We start from the raw sequence: 13,477 nt of genomic DNA, 5'->3' as shown, positions 1-13,477 counted from the left end.
AAACCCGGCCCACGCCGGGTTTTTTGCGTTTAGCGCCTGATAGCGTTTCCCTGCGCATTCTTATACACTTTGCTATATCATTGATAGTTAAGAGGCCTTCATGGCAAGAACGCGAATTTCTCCCAGAGTAATGAACAATGTTGTGATCTTCGCAATGCTATTCATGATTCTTCTGTTCAATCTGGATGCCTTTTTGCCTGAACCAGCCGCGCCGCAAGCCCGCTCATTGATAAGTCAAAACGATTACCTGCTCAAAGTAGAGCAATCACCCTATAGCCTTGAGCGCGCCGGACAGAGTTGGCGACAAACCCAGCTTAATACTGCGCTTTCCGTAACGCCTGAGACGCAGTTAGCGGCTTGGCAGCAGGGTCAGCTGGCACCGGCAGATGCCGTGCCTGAAGATATCGCCACCGCCCAACCTTATATTGCCGTCGTCTGGCTGGCCGGTAACAGTGAGGGGCAGGTCTTTGCGTTTTATCCCGACCAACAACGCACATTTGTGAAAACCCAACATCAGTGGTTTATCTTGAAAGATGCAGCACTGCCCACACTCTTACCGTGGAATGAATATAACTAAGAGTTTTTTACATGCCTGAGTTACCGGAAGTTGAAGTCAGCCGTCAGGGCGTTTCTCCCTGGCTGAGTAACCAGACCATTACCGACATCGTTGTACGCCAACGACAAATGCGCTGGCCCGTACCAGACGAGCTTTCGCAGGCGATTGGCCAACAGGTGCTGCGTGTTGATCGCCGCGCAAAATATCTGCTGATTGTGGTCGAGACAGGCACCATCGTTATTCATCTGGGGATGTCGGGTAAGTTACGTGTGGTAGATGCATCGCTGGCACCGGTAAAACACGATCATATCGATATTATATTGGGGAGCGGAAAATGCCTGCGCTTTAACGATCCCCGTAGATTCGGTGCCTGCCTTTGGCAACCTGAGGGCGCGCAGCTAGCGCAAATGCAGAACTTAGGGTCTGAGCCACTAACGGACGCTTTTGACGATGAGCGCCTTTACAGGCTGTCTCGGCAGCGCAAAGGGGCGATCAAAAATTTTGTTATGGATAATGCGATTGTAGTGGGCGTGGGAAATATTTACGCCAATGAAGCGTTGTTTATGGCAGGCATCGATCCGCGCCGGGCTGCAGGCAAAGTGAGTGCGAAACGCTATAAACTTTTAACAGCAGCCATAAAGCAGGTGCTGGCAGAGGCGATAGAGCAGGGCGGCACCACGCTAAAAGACTTTGCGCAAAGTGACGGTAATCCGGGTTACTTTAAACAAAAGCTAAGGGTATACGGCAGAGCAGAAGCGCCATGCCTGAGCTGCCAGACTCCTATAAAAAGCGTTGTCATCGGACAGCGTAATACCTTTTACTGCCCGGCGTGTCAGCGCTAGTTACTTCTTATCTGTATGAAAGCGTTTCGCCAGCGCTTTTTCAACTTCAGGGTGGCAAAATTCGGTGACTTTACCGTGATGCATTGCCACTTCCTTAACCAGCGTTGAGGAAATAAAGGAGTTTTCTTCTGACGGCGTCAGGAACACGCTTTCCAGTTTCGGGTTCAGTCTGCGATTCATGTTGGCTAACTGAAACTCATACTCAAAGTCTGAAACGGCGCGCAGCCCCCGGATAAGAATGGTAGCATTTTGCTGATCAGCAAAATCAGCCAGCAAGCCGGTAAATCCCTGCACTTCAACGTTATCCAAATCGCCTGTCACGGTTTTAATCAGTCGGACGCGTTCTTCCAGCGTAAAAACGGGCTTTTTACTGGGATTAGATGCAATCGCCACAATCACATGAGAAAACATCTGTGAGGCGCGCTGAATAAGATCAGCATGGCCATTGGTAATCGGGTCAAATGTTCCCGGATAAATTGCTCTGGTATGCATGGTATACAATCGATTCCTTAGATAAATCGCACACTACCGACTAATTAAAGCGGATGCAATGCGGTTTAAGCTTCCTGGTAGCCAGTTATCAGGGTATTCCAGTTATGCTGATCCCAATAAAAGGTTGCGTTGCGGCCTGATTCTTTTTCAAATGAGCGACGCAAACGTTCAAGGTTGGTTTTCTTCCAGCCACTGGCATTGCGTTTCGCGCATCGATCAAAATCGATAATCCACACCTGACCTGCCGTGTCCAGCATGATGTTCCGCACATTCAGATCGTGATGGTAAACCTGGGTATTATGCATTTTTTTCACTGCGCTTCCCACCGCCAGCCAGGTAGCATCATCAAGCGCATGCTCCGATAGCACATGATGTAGGTCTTGTGCATCCGGAATTCGTAACGTCAGTAAGTCTGCCCGATAAATCAGCCCGGTGCGTTTAACCTGCGCGCCGATAGCTGTGGGTACGTTCAGTCCACACTGCTGCATATAATCAAGCAGCTGCATTTCCATAAACGGGCGGGTTCGATGAAGGCCTGCGTAAAGGAACTGATCGGTAAGCACCTTGCCGATTAAGCCACCGCGGCGATAGTGACGAAGTACCCATTGCTGCGGTGAATCCGGCTGTACAAAGAGAGTGGTTCCACGCCCCTTTGCCTGGCCTTCGACGGCATCACGATTGTGCCAGTAATCTGGTGAAAATACCGCCACATCGGTATCAGATAAGTAGTGGGTATTTACTAACGTATGATGCCCAATACCTAATTTATGGTGTATTATAGCCATATATGCTTTATGTTGTGATAGATTCGCTATTCTAATGATTAGTTTAAGCTTTTTAGAGTTTGAGGAAAGGCGCATTGACGAAAAAGATTTGTCTGGTCCGGCTGTCAGCCATCGGTGATGTTACCCATGCCGCGGCGATGGTCACCCGAATTCGTCAGCGCTGGCCGCAGGCCCAGCTTACCTGGGTTATCGGTAAAATTGAATACCAACTGGTGCGGCTGATCCCTGACGTCCGGTTTATTATTTTCGATAAAAAAGAGAAGAAGGCGGCGGTCACAAAGCTTAAAGCCGAGCTGGCCGGAGAAACATTTGACGCCTTGTTGATGATGCAGGTGGCATTACGCGCCAATCTGGCTTCCCGGGTTATAAAGGCAGAGCGCCGTATTGGTTTTGACTGGTCGCGCAGTAAAGAACTGCACTGGTGGTTTACCAATGAACGCGTCGCGCCTTCCAGGCACGCCCATGTTCTTGAAGGCTTTATGGATTTTGCTGACAAGCTTGGCGTGCCCGAAGCACCATTGCAGTGGGATATTCCCCTTGAACCTGACGCGCTTACCTGGGCAGAGAAGCAGCACCAGGCGTTAGGCAAGTTTGTGGTAATCAGCCCGGCGGCAAGTAAAGCCGAGCGGAACTGGCTGGCGGAGCGCTATGCGCAAATCGCGGATAATCTGGCAGAACGAGGTATTCAGGTGGTGTTGTGTGGTGGTCCCGCTTCACTGGACAGGCAAACCGGCGATGCGATTAAAGCGCATGCGCAAAGCGTGTTGGTGGACTTAATCGGACAAACCAGTCTGCATCAGATGGCGGCGTTGCTAAGCCGCGCTGCGCTGGTGATTGCACCTGATACCGGGCCTGCGCATATCGCGGCCTGTAAAGGTACGCCGGTGGTGGGACTGTATGCACACTCTAACCCGCGCCGCACCGGGCCTTATAATAATTTACACAATGTGGTTTCGGTTTACGACGACGTAATCGCAAAGCAAAAAGGACAGTCGTGGGAGCAGCTTGGCTGGGGAACCCGCGCAAAAGGAGAGGATCTCATGTCGCTAATCACCGTGGAGCAGGTATGGGCGAAAGTGGCGGCGATCATAGAATAAGCGCTGCCAGCTGCCGATAGTTTGCAAAGCAAAAACAAAAACAATAACTACACTTAAAATAATGCGAAAATTCGGCACAACCAGGGAGAAGCGCTGGGTGTCCAGGCTGCTTGGGTTACTTTTTACGAAACGTGTGCGTCACGCGGTGGGAATTGCGCTGATCACAATGATTCAGTTATCTGCAACCTCCGCGAGGGCGGCAGAGGATAACCTTCAGTTTGTCTTTCACCCTTCTGTGGGCAAGCAAGCCCTGTCTCCAACAGAAGCACGTTCCATCTTTACCGCCCGGCAACAACACTGGGAAGACGGTAATAAAATTCATGTGTTTGTTCTGAAAACGGAATCTGACGTGCATCGGCGATTTTGTCGCGAGATGCTGCAAATGTTTCCCTATCAGCTCGAACGGATATGGAACCAAATCATCTATTCCGGGCAGGGTGACGCACCAAAAGTTGTGCCCTCTCAGGAAGCACTTATCGACGCAGTAAAAGCCACTCCGGGCGCGGTGGGCTACGCCAGCGAAGAACTACTACAACAACGGCAAGATAAGGTCGACCCGCAATGAAACGGCTGTTTTTTCTTTCTCTCTTCTCACTCTGCGCACAGGCTCAGGAAGTGCAACAAGTACAATGGCACGGCTATGTTTCGCAGGGTCTTACACAATCAGTTGATAGCGACTATCTGACTGACAACAATGATATAACAACCGACCTGACCGAAATCGGGATTAATGGGCGCTGGCAAATACAGGATCAGCTTGCTCTGGTGGGCCAGCTGAATTACCTCAATGGCGGAAACCGTTATGAGTCAGGTGGCAGGGTCGACTACCTGTTTATCGACTGGGCAGCGCCGCATATTGCGAACTGGTCCACCCATGTTCATCTTGGGCGCTTCAAAAACCGTCACTGGCTGTACTCTGCCAGCCGCGATGTTCCCCACACCCGGGCCACTGCTATTTTGCCACAGTCTGTGTATTTTGATGGCTCCCGGGATATTGCACTGGGCAGCGACGGTATAAGCATACAATCAACGCGCAGTAATGCCAGTGGGGTGTGGGAAGTCAACTGGAGTTACGGTAAATCCCCCCTTGATGATGACGACACTGAAGCGTTTTTGGGCCCGGATGCTCAAGGTGAGGTAAAACAGGACTATGTCCATCAGTTCAGTGTGTTTTATCAACCACCGTCTTATAACTGGCGACTGGGAGCCAGTTGGCTCAGCTCAGATTTTCGCTATGATGCTGCACCACAGGAATCGTTTTTTAACGGCAAAAGCGAAATAGAGCGTATTGTGTTCTCGGGCATTTATTTCAGTGAATTCTGGGAGCTGAGTGCTGAATGGGTGATAGAATCCCGACGAGATTCAGGTGCATACGCGCCTACCTTTGTAACCGACCGCACCGGTGAGGGCGGTTATGTGCAGGCACGCTATCTGTTTAACAGAGACTTTAGCGCGCTGGCCAGTTACGATACCTACACGCTGGACAGAGATGACCCCGACGGACACGCACTTTCTGCGATGAGCGGTGGTCTCGTCCCTGCTTACTACGGATATTCCCGAACCTATGCCGTCGGCGCCAGATGGAATATCGCTCCAAACTGGCGGTTACAGGCCGAACATCATTGGGTAGAGGGGGCCGCTCGCGCTACCAGTCGTATTTTGCCGCGAACTGCCACAAATGTAGATAAGCACTGGAGGATGTGGGCAGTGCAACTGATGTACTGGTTTTAGTTATGCAGGTAAAGCTGTCGTTTCTGACAAAAGTGATGCTGCTGGTCCTGCTGATGATGGCAAGTATCACGGCGCTTATTAGCTCGCTGTTAATTCAGCAGTCAAACAATGCCATTGAAACGCAGCATCAGGCGATGCAGCAGCTGAACATGCGCCGGTATCAGTTGCTCAATACGCTGCTGGATGACCGCATTCAGCTGTGGGCAGAAACATTCCCGCGGACCAAAGGTGGCAGACCTGCCACGCTTAAGGAGCTGACCAGCTCTATTGAGGGTGCCAGGGCATCCCTGGAAGTTTACCTGCAGGTAGACAATATCTGGCTGTTTTCAGCCGCGGGCACACTTATGCATGGTGAGGCGTCCGAGATGCCCGGTTTTGTGGCAACCATGCGTCAGCAGGCCTTTACTGATCTGCGTCCGCAGATGACCACGTCCTGTGAACACCTTTGCCGACGCTATGTGGCGATTCCGGTCATGGTGCAGGATGACGACCCGGCGGTGCTGGTTTTCTCCTCAGGCACGCAGGAGCTGGTGGCGCTGCTATCACGTTTTGCTGATGTCGAGCGTATTGCCATCGTCAGAGGCGAGCAAAAGGCAGCGTCTATGGAAGTGATCAGCCGTTTATCTGCCTCAAACAAAGCGCATGTCAGTAAGATTTTGCGTCAGCTGCCGCAGGATACAACCATCGAGAGCCTCATCGCGCAGGGAAGTCGTATCGACTACGATAACCGGCTGATGCTGGTCAGCCTGTTACCTGTACTGGACGGACGACTACCTGACAGCTACATACTATTTACCCGCGACATAACCCGACAGGTCATGTCAGCCCGAAACTATCAGGACTGGGTTGTAGGCAGTGCTCTTATCACACTGGCTGTTTTTGCGCTGCTGTTTTACTTTATTCTCAATCGCTCGCGTAAAAAGCTGATTGCCCTGAGCTGGCGTTTACCACTGCTCGCCGAGCATCGCTACGATGAGTTTAAGCGTGCCTCCACGCAACATGTAAACTTTGCCGCGAAACGTCTGCCCGACGAGCTTGATGTCCTGGAAACCGCAGCCAGTAATCTGGCTGTCGAGCTGGAACGCGTTGACACCAAGATGAACGAAACCACCGCCAAGCTTGAAAATATGGCGATGTTCGATGTGCTGACCGGGCTTCCGAATCGCAATATGCTGATGTTTCAGATGGAGAAGGAAGTCTCGTTCCGTACCCGCAACGCCAAGCCGATGGCGGTATTGTTCCTGGATATGGATGACTTCAAGCGCATTAATGATATTCACGGGCATGATGTGGGCGATAAGCTTATTAAAGCGGCTGCATCACGCCTCTCTGCGCCACTGCGCGACAGCGATCTGGCTGCCCGATTTGGCGGCGATGAATTTGTGATATTGCTGTCGGGTGTTGAAAACCGCGCGCAGTTAGAGGTGGTTGCCAGCAAGTTGTTGCGGGCCTTTGATGCGCCAATTCAGTTCGATTCACATCAGTTTTATATATCGTTGAGCATCGGTATCGCCTTTACCGACACCGGTGATATCAGCGCAGTAGATTTATTGCGCCATGCCGACATCGCGATGTATGAGGCTAAAGCACAAAGTGGCTCTGCGTACTGTATCTTTGATAAAACCATGCACCAGAAAGTGATGCGGCGGGTAGAGCTGGAAAATGATGCGCGCATCGGGCTAAGCCAGGGTCACTTCTCGCTGGCGCTGCAACCGCAGGTGGAAATGCCATCGCGCAAACTGGTGGGAATGGAAGCACTGATTCGCTGGAACCATCCGGAGAAAGGCTTTATCTCCCCGGCCGAGTTTATCCCGCTGCTGGAAAACACATCACTGATGATGACCATTGATTACTGGGTGATTTCACAATCGCTGTGTAAGCTGGCTCAGCTACATGCCAAAGGCTATACCGATGTGAAAATCGCCATCAATGTATCGGCGGCACAGTTTCTTGACCATTCCTTACCGGCTTATCTTGAGCAACAGATTGCGTATCACAATGTATCGGCTGAGAATGTTGAGTTGGAACTGACAGAGACCGCGCTGGTGGCAGATATGAACCGGGCTACTGCCACCCTGGAAACGATTCGGGCAATGGGCTGTCTTATCGCGATTGATGATTTTGGTACCGGGTATTCGTCACTGGGCTACTTAAAAGCCTTACCGGCGGACTACATCAAGGTCGACCGTTCCTTCGTGTCAGGCATGGTAGAAAGCGCGGATGACCGCAGTATTGTCTCTTCAACCATTTCAATGGTGAAGGGGATGGGGCTGACCGTTATTGCCGAAGGTATCGAGACCGAGGAGCAGTTCGACATGCTGACCGGTTTTGGTTGTCATCAGGGCCAGGGTTACCTGTTCAGTCCGCCGATCCCTGAAGCTGCATTGTGGGAGGAACTGAACAAAAATCTGCATCAGGGTGTATGGAAAAAAGATGCGCCATAGTCTGTAAACCGTTAAGGTGTGGCGAATTATTTACAATTAAATTTATCGTCACCCGTCACAAACACGGAAAGAGTGTACCCTTCCTCCCGCATTCTTTAAAATGACGCTTTTATTTTCTCAATGGAGATAAGCATGTCTGAGGCATTTATTGCACATTTACGCTCGCAGATAGAGCAGGTTAAAGAAGACGGCCTGTATAAAAAAGAGCGAGTTATTACCTCGCAACAAAAAGCAGATATTGAAGTGGGCAATGACCACGTAATTAATTTTTGTGCGAATAACTACCTTGGACTGGCCAATCACCCTGATTTAGTGTCTGCCGCCAAAGACGGGCTTGATAGTCACGGCTTTGGTGTCGCGTCGGTGCGTTTTATCTGCGGCACCCAGGACATCCACAAGCAGCTTGAAACAAAAATCAGTGATTTTCTGGGTACCGAAGATACCATTTTGTATCCATCATGCTTTGATGCCAACGGCGGCCTGTTTGAAACCATTTTAGGGCCTGAGGACGCCATCATCTCAGATGCGCTTAATCATGCCAGTATCATTGATGGGGTGCGTTTATCCAAAGCAAAACGCTACCGCTATGCCAATAACGATATGGAAGCGCTGGAAGACCAGTTAAAGCAGGCGACTGCAGATGGCGCGCGCTTTAAGGTGATTGCCACTGATGGCGTGTTCAGCATGGACGGCGTAATTGCCAACCTCAAAGGCATTTGTGATCTGGCTGACAAACATGATGCACTGGTGATGGTCGATGATTGTCACGCCACCGGTTTCTTAGGTGAGAATGGTCGCGGCAGTCATGAATATTGTGAGGTGCTGGATCGCGTCGATATTCTTACCGGTACATTAGGTAAGGCGCTGGGCGGCGCATCCGGCGGTTACACCTCAGGGAAAAAAGAAATTGTTGAATGGCTGCGTCAGCGTTCACGTCCGTATCTGTTCTCTAACTCTGTGGCGCCACCTATTGTGTCTGCATCGCTGAAAGTGTTTGATATGATGGCCAACGGTCATGATTTGCGTGAACAGCTGTGGAAAAACGCGTCGCACTTCAGACAGCGTATGGAAGAGGCTGGCTTTACTCTGGCCGGTAAAGACCACGCGATTATTCCGGTTATGCTTGGCGATGCGAAAAAAGCCAGTGAAATGGCAGATAAACTGCTTGAAAAAGGCATCTATGTTATCGGTTTTTCTTATCCGGTTGTGCCTAAGGGTGAAGCGCGTATTCGCACGCAGATGTCAGCAGGCCACAGTATTGAGCATGTTGATAAAGCGGTTGATGCGTTTATCGAAGTCGGGCGTGAGATGGGAGTGATCAAATGAAGTCACTGGTAAAAGCTAAACGCGAAAAAGGCATTTGGCTGCAGGATACACCTGAGCCGGAAGTCGGTCATAACGATCTGCTCATTAAGATTCGTAAAACCGCTATCTGTGGTACCGACATGCATATCTACAATTGGGATGAATGGTCACAACAGACCATTCCTGTGCCCATGGTGGTTGGCCATGAATATGTTGGCGAAGTGGTTGGTATGGGCCAGGAAGTACGCGGGTTCGAGATTGGCGATCGTGTTTCCGGTGAAGGACACATTACCTGTGGGCATTGCCGCAATTGTCGTGCCGGGCGTCGTCACCTGTGCCGTAATACCACCGGTGTAGGTGTAAACCGCCCCGGCGCGTTCGCCGAATATCTGGTCATTCCTGCGTTTAATGCATTTAAAATCCCTGACAATATCAGCGATGAACTGGCATCTATCTTCGACCCGTTCGGCAACGCAGTGCATACTGCGCTGTCATTTGATCTGGTGGGCGAGGATGTGCTGATCACCGGGGCTGGCCCCATCGGCGCAATGGCGGCAGCGGTTGCCCGTCATGTGGGTGCGCGCCACGTGGTTATCACGGATATCAATCCGTACCGTCTGGAACTGGCCAAAAAAATGGGCGCTACGCGCACCGTGGATGTCAGTAAAGAAGATTTGAAAGATGTGATGGCTGAAGTCGGCATGACAGAAGGCTTCGACGTCGGTCTTGAGATGTCCGGCGTGCCATCGGCATTCCGCGATATGCTGGATAAGATGAACAATGGTGGCAAAATCGCTATGCTGGGTATCCCGCCTTCGGATGTTGCCATTGACTGGAATCAGGTCATCTTTAAAGGGCTGGTGGTGAAAGGTATCTATGGTCGGGAAATGTTTGAGACCTGGTACAAAATGGCCTCGTTACTGCAAAGTGGCCTGGATTTGTCACCGGTCATAACCCATCAGTTTGATATTGAAGATTTCCAGAAAGGCTTCGATCAAATGGGCTCAGGTGAGTCGGGTAAAGTCATTTTAAACTGGTAGAGGTTTATGTCGGAATTTAAGCACATTAGCGTGCAGGACGTAGCTGAAAATATGTCCGCTTACCGGGTCGTGGATATCCGCGATCCCAACTCGTTCGCTGCTGGTCACATGCCACAGGCAACCCAGCTTAATAATGATAATTTTGCAGAGTTTATTGAGCAGACTGATAGCGAACAGGCCGTTGTCGTGGTGTGTTATCACGGAATCAGTAGTCAGCAGGCTGCGAACGTTATCGCCAATCAGGGTTTTAAAGACGTGTACAGTATGGATGGCGGCTTTGAAGCCTGGAAACAATCACAGCCTGTGGTAACTGAATAACGTGTCACAACCTATCATCGCGCTTCGCGAAAAGAAGTATGCACATCTGCTGGCCAATTACCTGGTCAGGCAGGGGCATCCCGCCAGTGTTACGCCATTATCAGATGGCACTTATCAAATCAGCCTGGACAGTGAAACAGACCTGGCACAGGTCAAACTCATTTGCGAAGCGTTTATCCGGGAGCCGAATCATCCACGCTATCAGCAGGCGGCGTGGCAAACCGGCGAGCAAATCAATCTGCCCGGCAAGGGCGGAATCATCCGGAATAAGTTAATCGATAATGCCAGACATGCACCGTTCACGACGATCATCTTCATTCTGTGCACATTAACCTACGGGTTGTCATTGCTTGGGCTGTTCCCTGCGATTTATCAGGGTCTAACCATGCAGCCGCTGGGCGTACTGCTTAACAACCATGAATGGTGGCGCTTGATTGGCCCGGTATTTTTGCACTTCAGTGCGCTGCATTTTGTGTTTAACCTGCTGTGGTGGGCAACGCTGGGCGCGCAGATTGAGCGCACCCTGGGTGTGTCTATGCTATTGCTGGTCTTTGTCGTCTCAGCGATTGCCTCTAACGTCGGACAGTTGCTTATCAGCGGCCCGAATTTTGGCGGCATGTCTGGTGTGGTGTACGCGCTGCTGGGCTTTATCTGGTGGCTGGGATGGTTAAAGCCGTCCTGGGGAATGACACTGCCGCGCGCGATAGTCGGATTCATGCTGGTGTGGCTGGTCATTGGCTATGCCGACATCCTGTGGGTCAATATGGCTAATACCGCGCATCTGGTAGGGCTTATCAGCGGATGTCTGCTGGCGGCACTGCTGGCAATGGTCAGCGGGCGCCGCAAGCCTGCTTAGGTGTGATATAAATACTTGGTGAAGATAACATTTTTGATGATTTCAGCACCGGTTTCACGCTTCATGTGATCTTGCAGGGCCTTTAGGATAGCCAGACGAATATCCTCTCGCCCTGTCAGTGATTTCACCTTTTCCGCTGTTTGCTGACCAAAAATCTCGATGGCGGTGGCACGCAGCAGCGGCATGTGATGCTCAGCGATTTCCAGTTGATCAGCATCATTAATCATAAGCTCGACAGTTACCCGCACATAACCAAGCTTGCGTGCCGATGGACTGATGAAGTTCGTCACAATATCCGGCTCTAAGCCCAGGTAGGCATAATTGGCTTTGGTCTGAGCACTGGCTGGGGCTGCACATAATGTCAGGGCGCACGCTATCACCAGCGCGAGGTGTCGTAAAACACGCATTTTCATAAACTGCTTTTCTTAAATGGGTTACTGCGACTACAAGTAGTTGTATAGTTTAGCAAAGAAGCAAAATTAAACGAGTCATTTACCGTTTCTGTGTCAATAACAAACTGTGACCGCTTAATACGTAATGTTAAGATAGCGCGCAAAGAAGCAAGAGTGAATTAGTCTTTGGAATTAACCTTTCCTTTTGAGCATGGGATACAGATAGAGTGGGTAGCGGCCACCGATGTTGTTATACCCTCATCGACCCTGCAGCACTGGCTGCTGGATACCGGCTCGCTGACCGAACGGTTACAGGAGTGCTGTGACACTTTCTCACTGCGCCGGCTGGGGCAGGGTGACGTTCCTTTGTACGCTAATGAGAAGCGCTGGTTGCCTGCCGACTTACAGCATCACTGGCAGGCACGTGAAGTTATCTTAGAGGGTGACAGCAAGCCCTGGGTATTCGCCCGTTCTGTGTTACCGCAAACGCTGGTGGAAGGTGAACTGGCCAATTTAGGCGCTCAGCCTCTGGGCAAACGGTTGTTCAATGATACCCGCTTCACACGCAGCGACTTTGAGTTGTGTCAGGTACCGGCGGCTGCTTTTGCTGTGGACGAAAAGCCTTCTGACAGGCAAGTTCTGTGGGGTCGCCGGTCACGGTTTCATCTGGGCGATGATTACATCATTGTGGCTGAAATCTTTTTACCTGACTCGCCGGCATACAGGAACGACTAAGCATGCACTCGCGACTTACCTTTTCCAACCTCGGCGCCTACATAAAGCTAACGCGGCTGGATAAGCCCATTGGCATCTATCTGTTGCTTTGGCCCACGCTGTGGGCATTGATTATTGCCGCAGAAGGCGTGCCCTCATTGAAGATAACTGCCATTTTTATTGCCGGTGTGGTGCTGATGCGTTCGGCAGGCTGTGTCATCAATGATTACGCTGATCGCAAAGTAGACGGTGCGGTAGAACGAACAAAGGCGCGACCACTGGTTTCCGGGCAGGCCAGCGAAAAAGAGGCGCTGCAGTTATTCGCACTGCTGGTGGGCATAAGTTTTGTTCTGGTGTTATTTCTAAATTGGCAAACCATCGCACTGTCTTTCGTGGCCGTCGGGCTGGCATTTTGTTATCCATTCATGAAACGCTATACCCACATGCCACAGGCTGTGCTGGGAGCGGCCTTTGGCTGGGCGATTCCCATGGCATTTATGGCTATCACCGAAACGGTGCCGCTGGCGGGCTGGGTACTGTTTGTTGCCAATGTACTGTGGACCATTGCCTATGACAGCATGTATGCCATGGTCGATCGCGACGACGATTTAAAAATCGGTGTGAAATCCAGCGCGATTTTGTTCGGGCGATACGACAAACTCATCATCGGCATCTTGCAGACACTGACACTGTTATTGTTGATGTGGGTAAGTATGCTGATTCAGGCGAGCTGGGTGGTATATCTGGCGTTGTTGATTTGCGCGGGGCTGTTTATCTATCAGCAGGTGCAAATCCGACACCGCGAAAGGCAGGCCTGTTTCCAGTCATTTCTGGATAATCACTATATCGGCCTGGCATTCGCAGCAGGATTACTGGTGCATTACTTAATCATTGGCTGACTATTG

15 protein-coding genes are annotated in these 13,477 nt (G+C 50.9%); 12 read left to right on the top strand and 3 right to left on the bottom strand.

The genetic code is table 11. The features are described 5' to 3' along the window. Window positions 1–100: 100 nt before the first annotated feature. Window positions 101–577 (top strand): hypothetical protein, encoded by a 477-nt coding sequence (locus HHX48_RS17950; protein WP_191026677.1) that lies wholly within the window; start codon window positions 101–103, stop codon window positions 575–577. 11 nt (window positions 578–588) lie between these two features. Continuing rightward, entirely contained in the window at window positions 589–1,398 is an 810-nt protein-coding gene (gene mutM / locus HHX48_RS17945) for a bifunctional DNA-formamidopyrimidine glycosylase/DNA-(apurinic or apyrimidinic site) lyase (protein WP_191026676.1), read from the top strand. On the opposite strand, the gene coaD is transcribed toward mutM, so the two are convergent. Both coaD and HHX48_RS17935 read right to left on the bottom strand, forming a co-directional pair. Then, window positions 1,399–1,890: a pantetheine-phosphate adenylyltransferase gene (gene coaD, locus HHX48_RS17940; protein ID WP_191026675.1), complete on the bottom strand. Its 492-nt coding sequence runs from the start codon at window positions 1,888–1,890 to the stop codon at window positions 1,399–1,401. 65 nt (window positions 1,891–1,955) lie between these two features. Next, the gene (locus tag HHX48_RS17935) at window positions 1,956–2,675 is read right to left on the bottom strand and encodes a 3-deoxy-D-manno-octulosonic acid kinase (RefSeq protein ID WP_191026674.1); all 720 of its coding nucleotides are present in this window, start codon (window positions 2,673–2,675) and stop codon (window positions 1,956–1,958) included. Between the two features lie 74 nt (window positions 2,676–2,749). Here HHX48_RS17935 and HHX48_RS17930 point away from each other — a divergent pair, with 74 nt between their 5' ends. The 8 genes from HHX48_RS17930 (at window position 2,750) to glpG (ending at window position 11,466) form a co-directional block, all read left to right on the top strand. Continuing rightward, window positions 2,750–3,772: a glycosyltransferase family 9 protein gene (locus HHX48_RS17930; protein WP_317983521.1), complete on the top strand. Its 1,023-nt coding sequence runs from the start codon at window positions 2,750–2,752 to the stop codon at window positions 3,770–3,772. A 166-nt stretch (window positions 3,773–3,938) separates the two neighbouring features. Continuing rightward, window positions 3,939–4,337, top strand: coding sequence for a type 2 periplasmic-binding domain-containing protein (locus HHX48_RS17925; protein WP_191026673.1), 399 nt, complete (start codon window positions 3,939–3,941; stop codon window positions 4,335–4,337). Continuing rightward, window positions 4,334–5,503, top strand: coding sequence for a hypothetical protein (locus HHX48_RS17920; protein WP_191026672.1), 1,170 nt, complete (start codon window positions 4,334–4,336; stop codon window positions 5,501–5,503). Before HHX48_RS17925 ends, HHX48_RS17920 begins: the two co-directional genes overlap by 4 nt. Beyond that, window positions 5,473–7,947: a putative bifunctional diguanylate cyclase/phosphodiesterase gene (locus HHX48_RS19105; RefSeq protein WP_191026671.1), complete on the top strand. Its 2,475-nt coding sequence runs from the start codon at window positions 5,473–5,475 to the stop codon at window positions 7,945–7,947. Before HHX48_RS17920 ends, HHX48_RS19105 begins: the two co-directional genes overlap by 31 nt. Before the next feature lie 132 nt (window positions 7,948–8,079). Then, a complete protein-coding gene (locus tag HHX48_RS17910) occupies window positions 8,080–9,273 on the top strand; it encodes a glycine C-acetyltransferase (RefSeq protein WP_191026670.1) in 1,194 nt (397 codons plus the stop codon). Then, window positions 9,270–10,292, top strand: a complete 1,023-nt coding sequence (gene tdh, locus HHX48_RS17905; protein WP_191026669.1) for an L-threonine 3-dehydrogenase — start codon at window positions 9,270–9,272, stop codon at window positions 10,290–10,292. The genes HHX48_RS17910 and tdh overlap by 4 nt, the downstream gene beginning before the upstream one ends. Before the next feature lie 6 nt (window positions 10,293–10,298). After that, window positions 10,299–10,610 carry a thiosulfate sulfurtransferase GlpE gene (glpE, locus tag HHX48_RS17900; protein WP_191026668.1) on the top strand — a complete coding sequence of 104 codons (312 nt, stop codon included), beginning with the start codon at window positions 10,299–10,301 and terminating at the stop codon, window positions 10,608–10,610. A gap of 1 nt (window position 10,611) precedes the next feature. Next, complete coding sequence (gene glpG, locus HHX48_RS17895) at window positions 10,612–11,466, top strand: rhomboid family intramembrane serine protease GlpG (RefSeq protein ID WP_191026667.1); 855 nt, start codon at window positions 10,612–10,614, stop codon at window positions 11,464–11,466. Here glpG and HHX48_RS17890 read toward each other — a convergent pair. After that, window positions 11,463–11,873 (bottom strand): flagellar basal body-associated protein FliL, encoded by a 411-nt coding sequence (locus tag HHX48_RS17890; protein WP_191026694.1) that lies wholly within the window; start codon window positions 11,871–11,873, stop codon window positions 11,463–11,465. The two genes, glpG and HHX48_RS17890, sit on opposite strands and share 4 nt — an antisense overlap. Window positions 11,874–12,044: 171 nt before the next feature. Here HHX48_RS17890 and HHX48_RS17885 point away from each other — a divergent pair, with 171 nt between their 5' ends. Next, window positions 12,045–12,593 carry a chorismate--pyruvate lyase family protein gene (locus tag HHX48_RS17885; RefSeq protein WP_191026666.1) on the top strand — a complete coding sequence of 183 codons (549 nt, stop codon included), beginning with the start codon at window positions 12,045–12,047 and terminating at the stop codon, window positions 12,591–12,593. A 2-nt stretch (window positions 12,594–12,595) separates the two neighbouring features. Continuing rightward, window positions 12,596–13,471, top strand: a complete 876-nt coding sequence (gene ubiA, locus HHX48_RS17880; RefSeq protein WP_191026665.1) for a 4-hydroxybenzoate octaprenyltransferase — start codon at window positions 12,596–12,598, stop codon at window positions 13,469–13,471. The last annotated feature ends 6 nt before the right edge of the window (window positions 13,472–13,477 follow it).

This window comes from Salinimonas profundi (assembly GCF_014750655.1).
Lineage (GTDB): Bacteria > Pseudomonadota > Gammaproteobacteria > Enterobacterales > Alteromonadaceae > Alteromonas > Alteromonas profundi_A.
The sequence above is the reverse complement of the archived record's forward strand: the minus strand, read 5'-3'. Positions and strand labels throughout refer to the sequence as shown.

Bases quoted from the DNA above. Each gene is read 5' to 3' on its own strand.
- HHX48_RS17935 (WP_191026674.1), bottom strand. From the start codon at position 2,675: ATGGCTATAATACACCATAAATTAGGTATTGGGCATCATACGTTAGTA.
- mutM (WP_191026676.1), top strand. From the start codon at position 589: ATGCCTGAGTTACCGGAAGTTGAAGTCAGCCGTCAGGGCGTTTCTCCC.
- HHX48_RS17925 (WP_191026673.1), top strand. From the start codon at position 3,939: ATGATTCAGTTATCTGCAACCTCCGCGAGGGCGGCAGAGGATAACCTT.
- coaD (WP_191026675.1), bottom strand. From the start codon at position 1,890: ATGCATACCAGAGCAATTTATCCGGGAACATTTGACCCGATTACCAAT.
- HHX48_RS17890 (WP_191026694.1), bottom strand. From the start codon at position 11,873: ATGCGTGTTTTACGACACCTCGCGCTGGTGATAGCGTGCGCCCTGACA.
- glpE (WP_191026668.1), top strand. From the start codon at position 10,299: ATGTCGGAATTTAAGCACATTAGCGTGCAGGACGTAGCTGAAAATATG.
- HHX48_RS17910 (WP_191026670.1), top strand. From the start codon at position 8,080: ATGTCTGAGGCATTTATTGCACATTTACGCTCGCAGATAGAGCAGGTT.
- HHX48_RS17950 (WP_191026677.1), top strand. From the start codon at position 101: ATGGCAAGAACGCGAATTTCTCCCAGAGTAATGAACAATGTTGTGATC.
- tdh (WP_191026669.1), top strand. From the start codon at position 9,270: ATGAAGTCACTGGTAAAAGCTAAACGCGAAAAAGGCATTTGGCTGCAG.
- ubiA (WP_191026665.1), top strand. From the start codon at position 12,596: ATGCACTCGCGACTTACCTTTTCCAACCTCGGCGCCTACATAAAGCTA.
- HHX48_RS17920 (WP_191026672.1), top strand. From the start codon at position 4,334: ATGAAACGGCTGTTTTTTCTTTCTCTCTTCTCACTCTGCGCACAGGCT.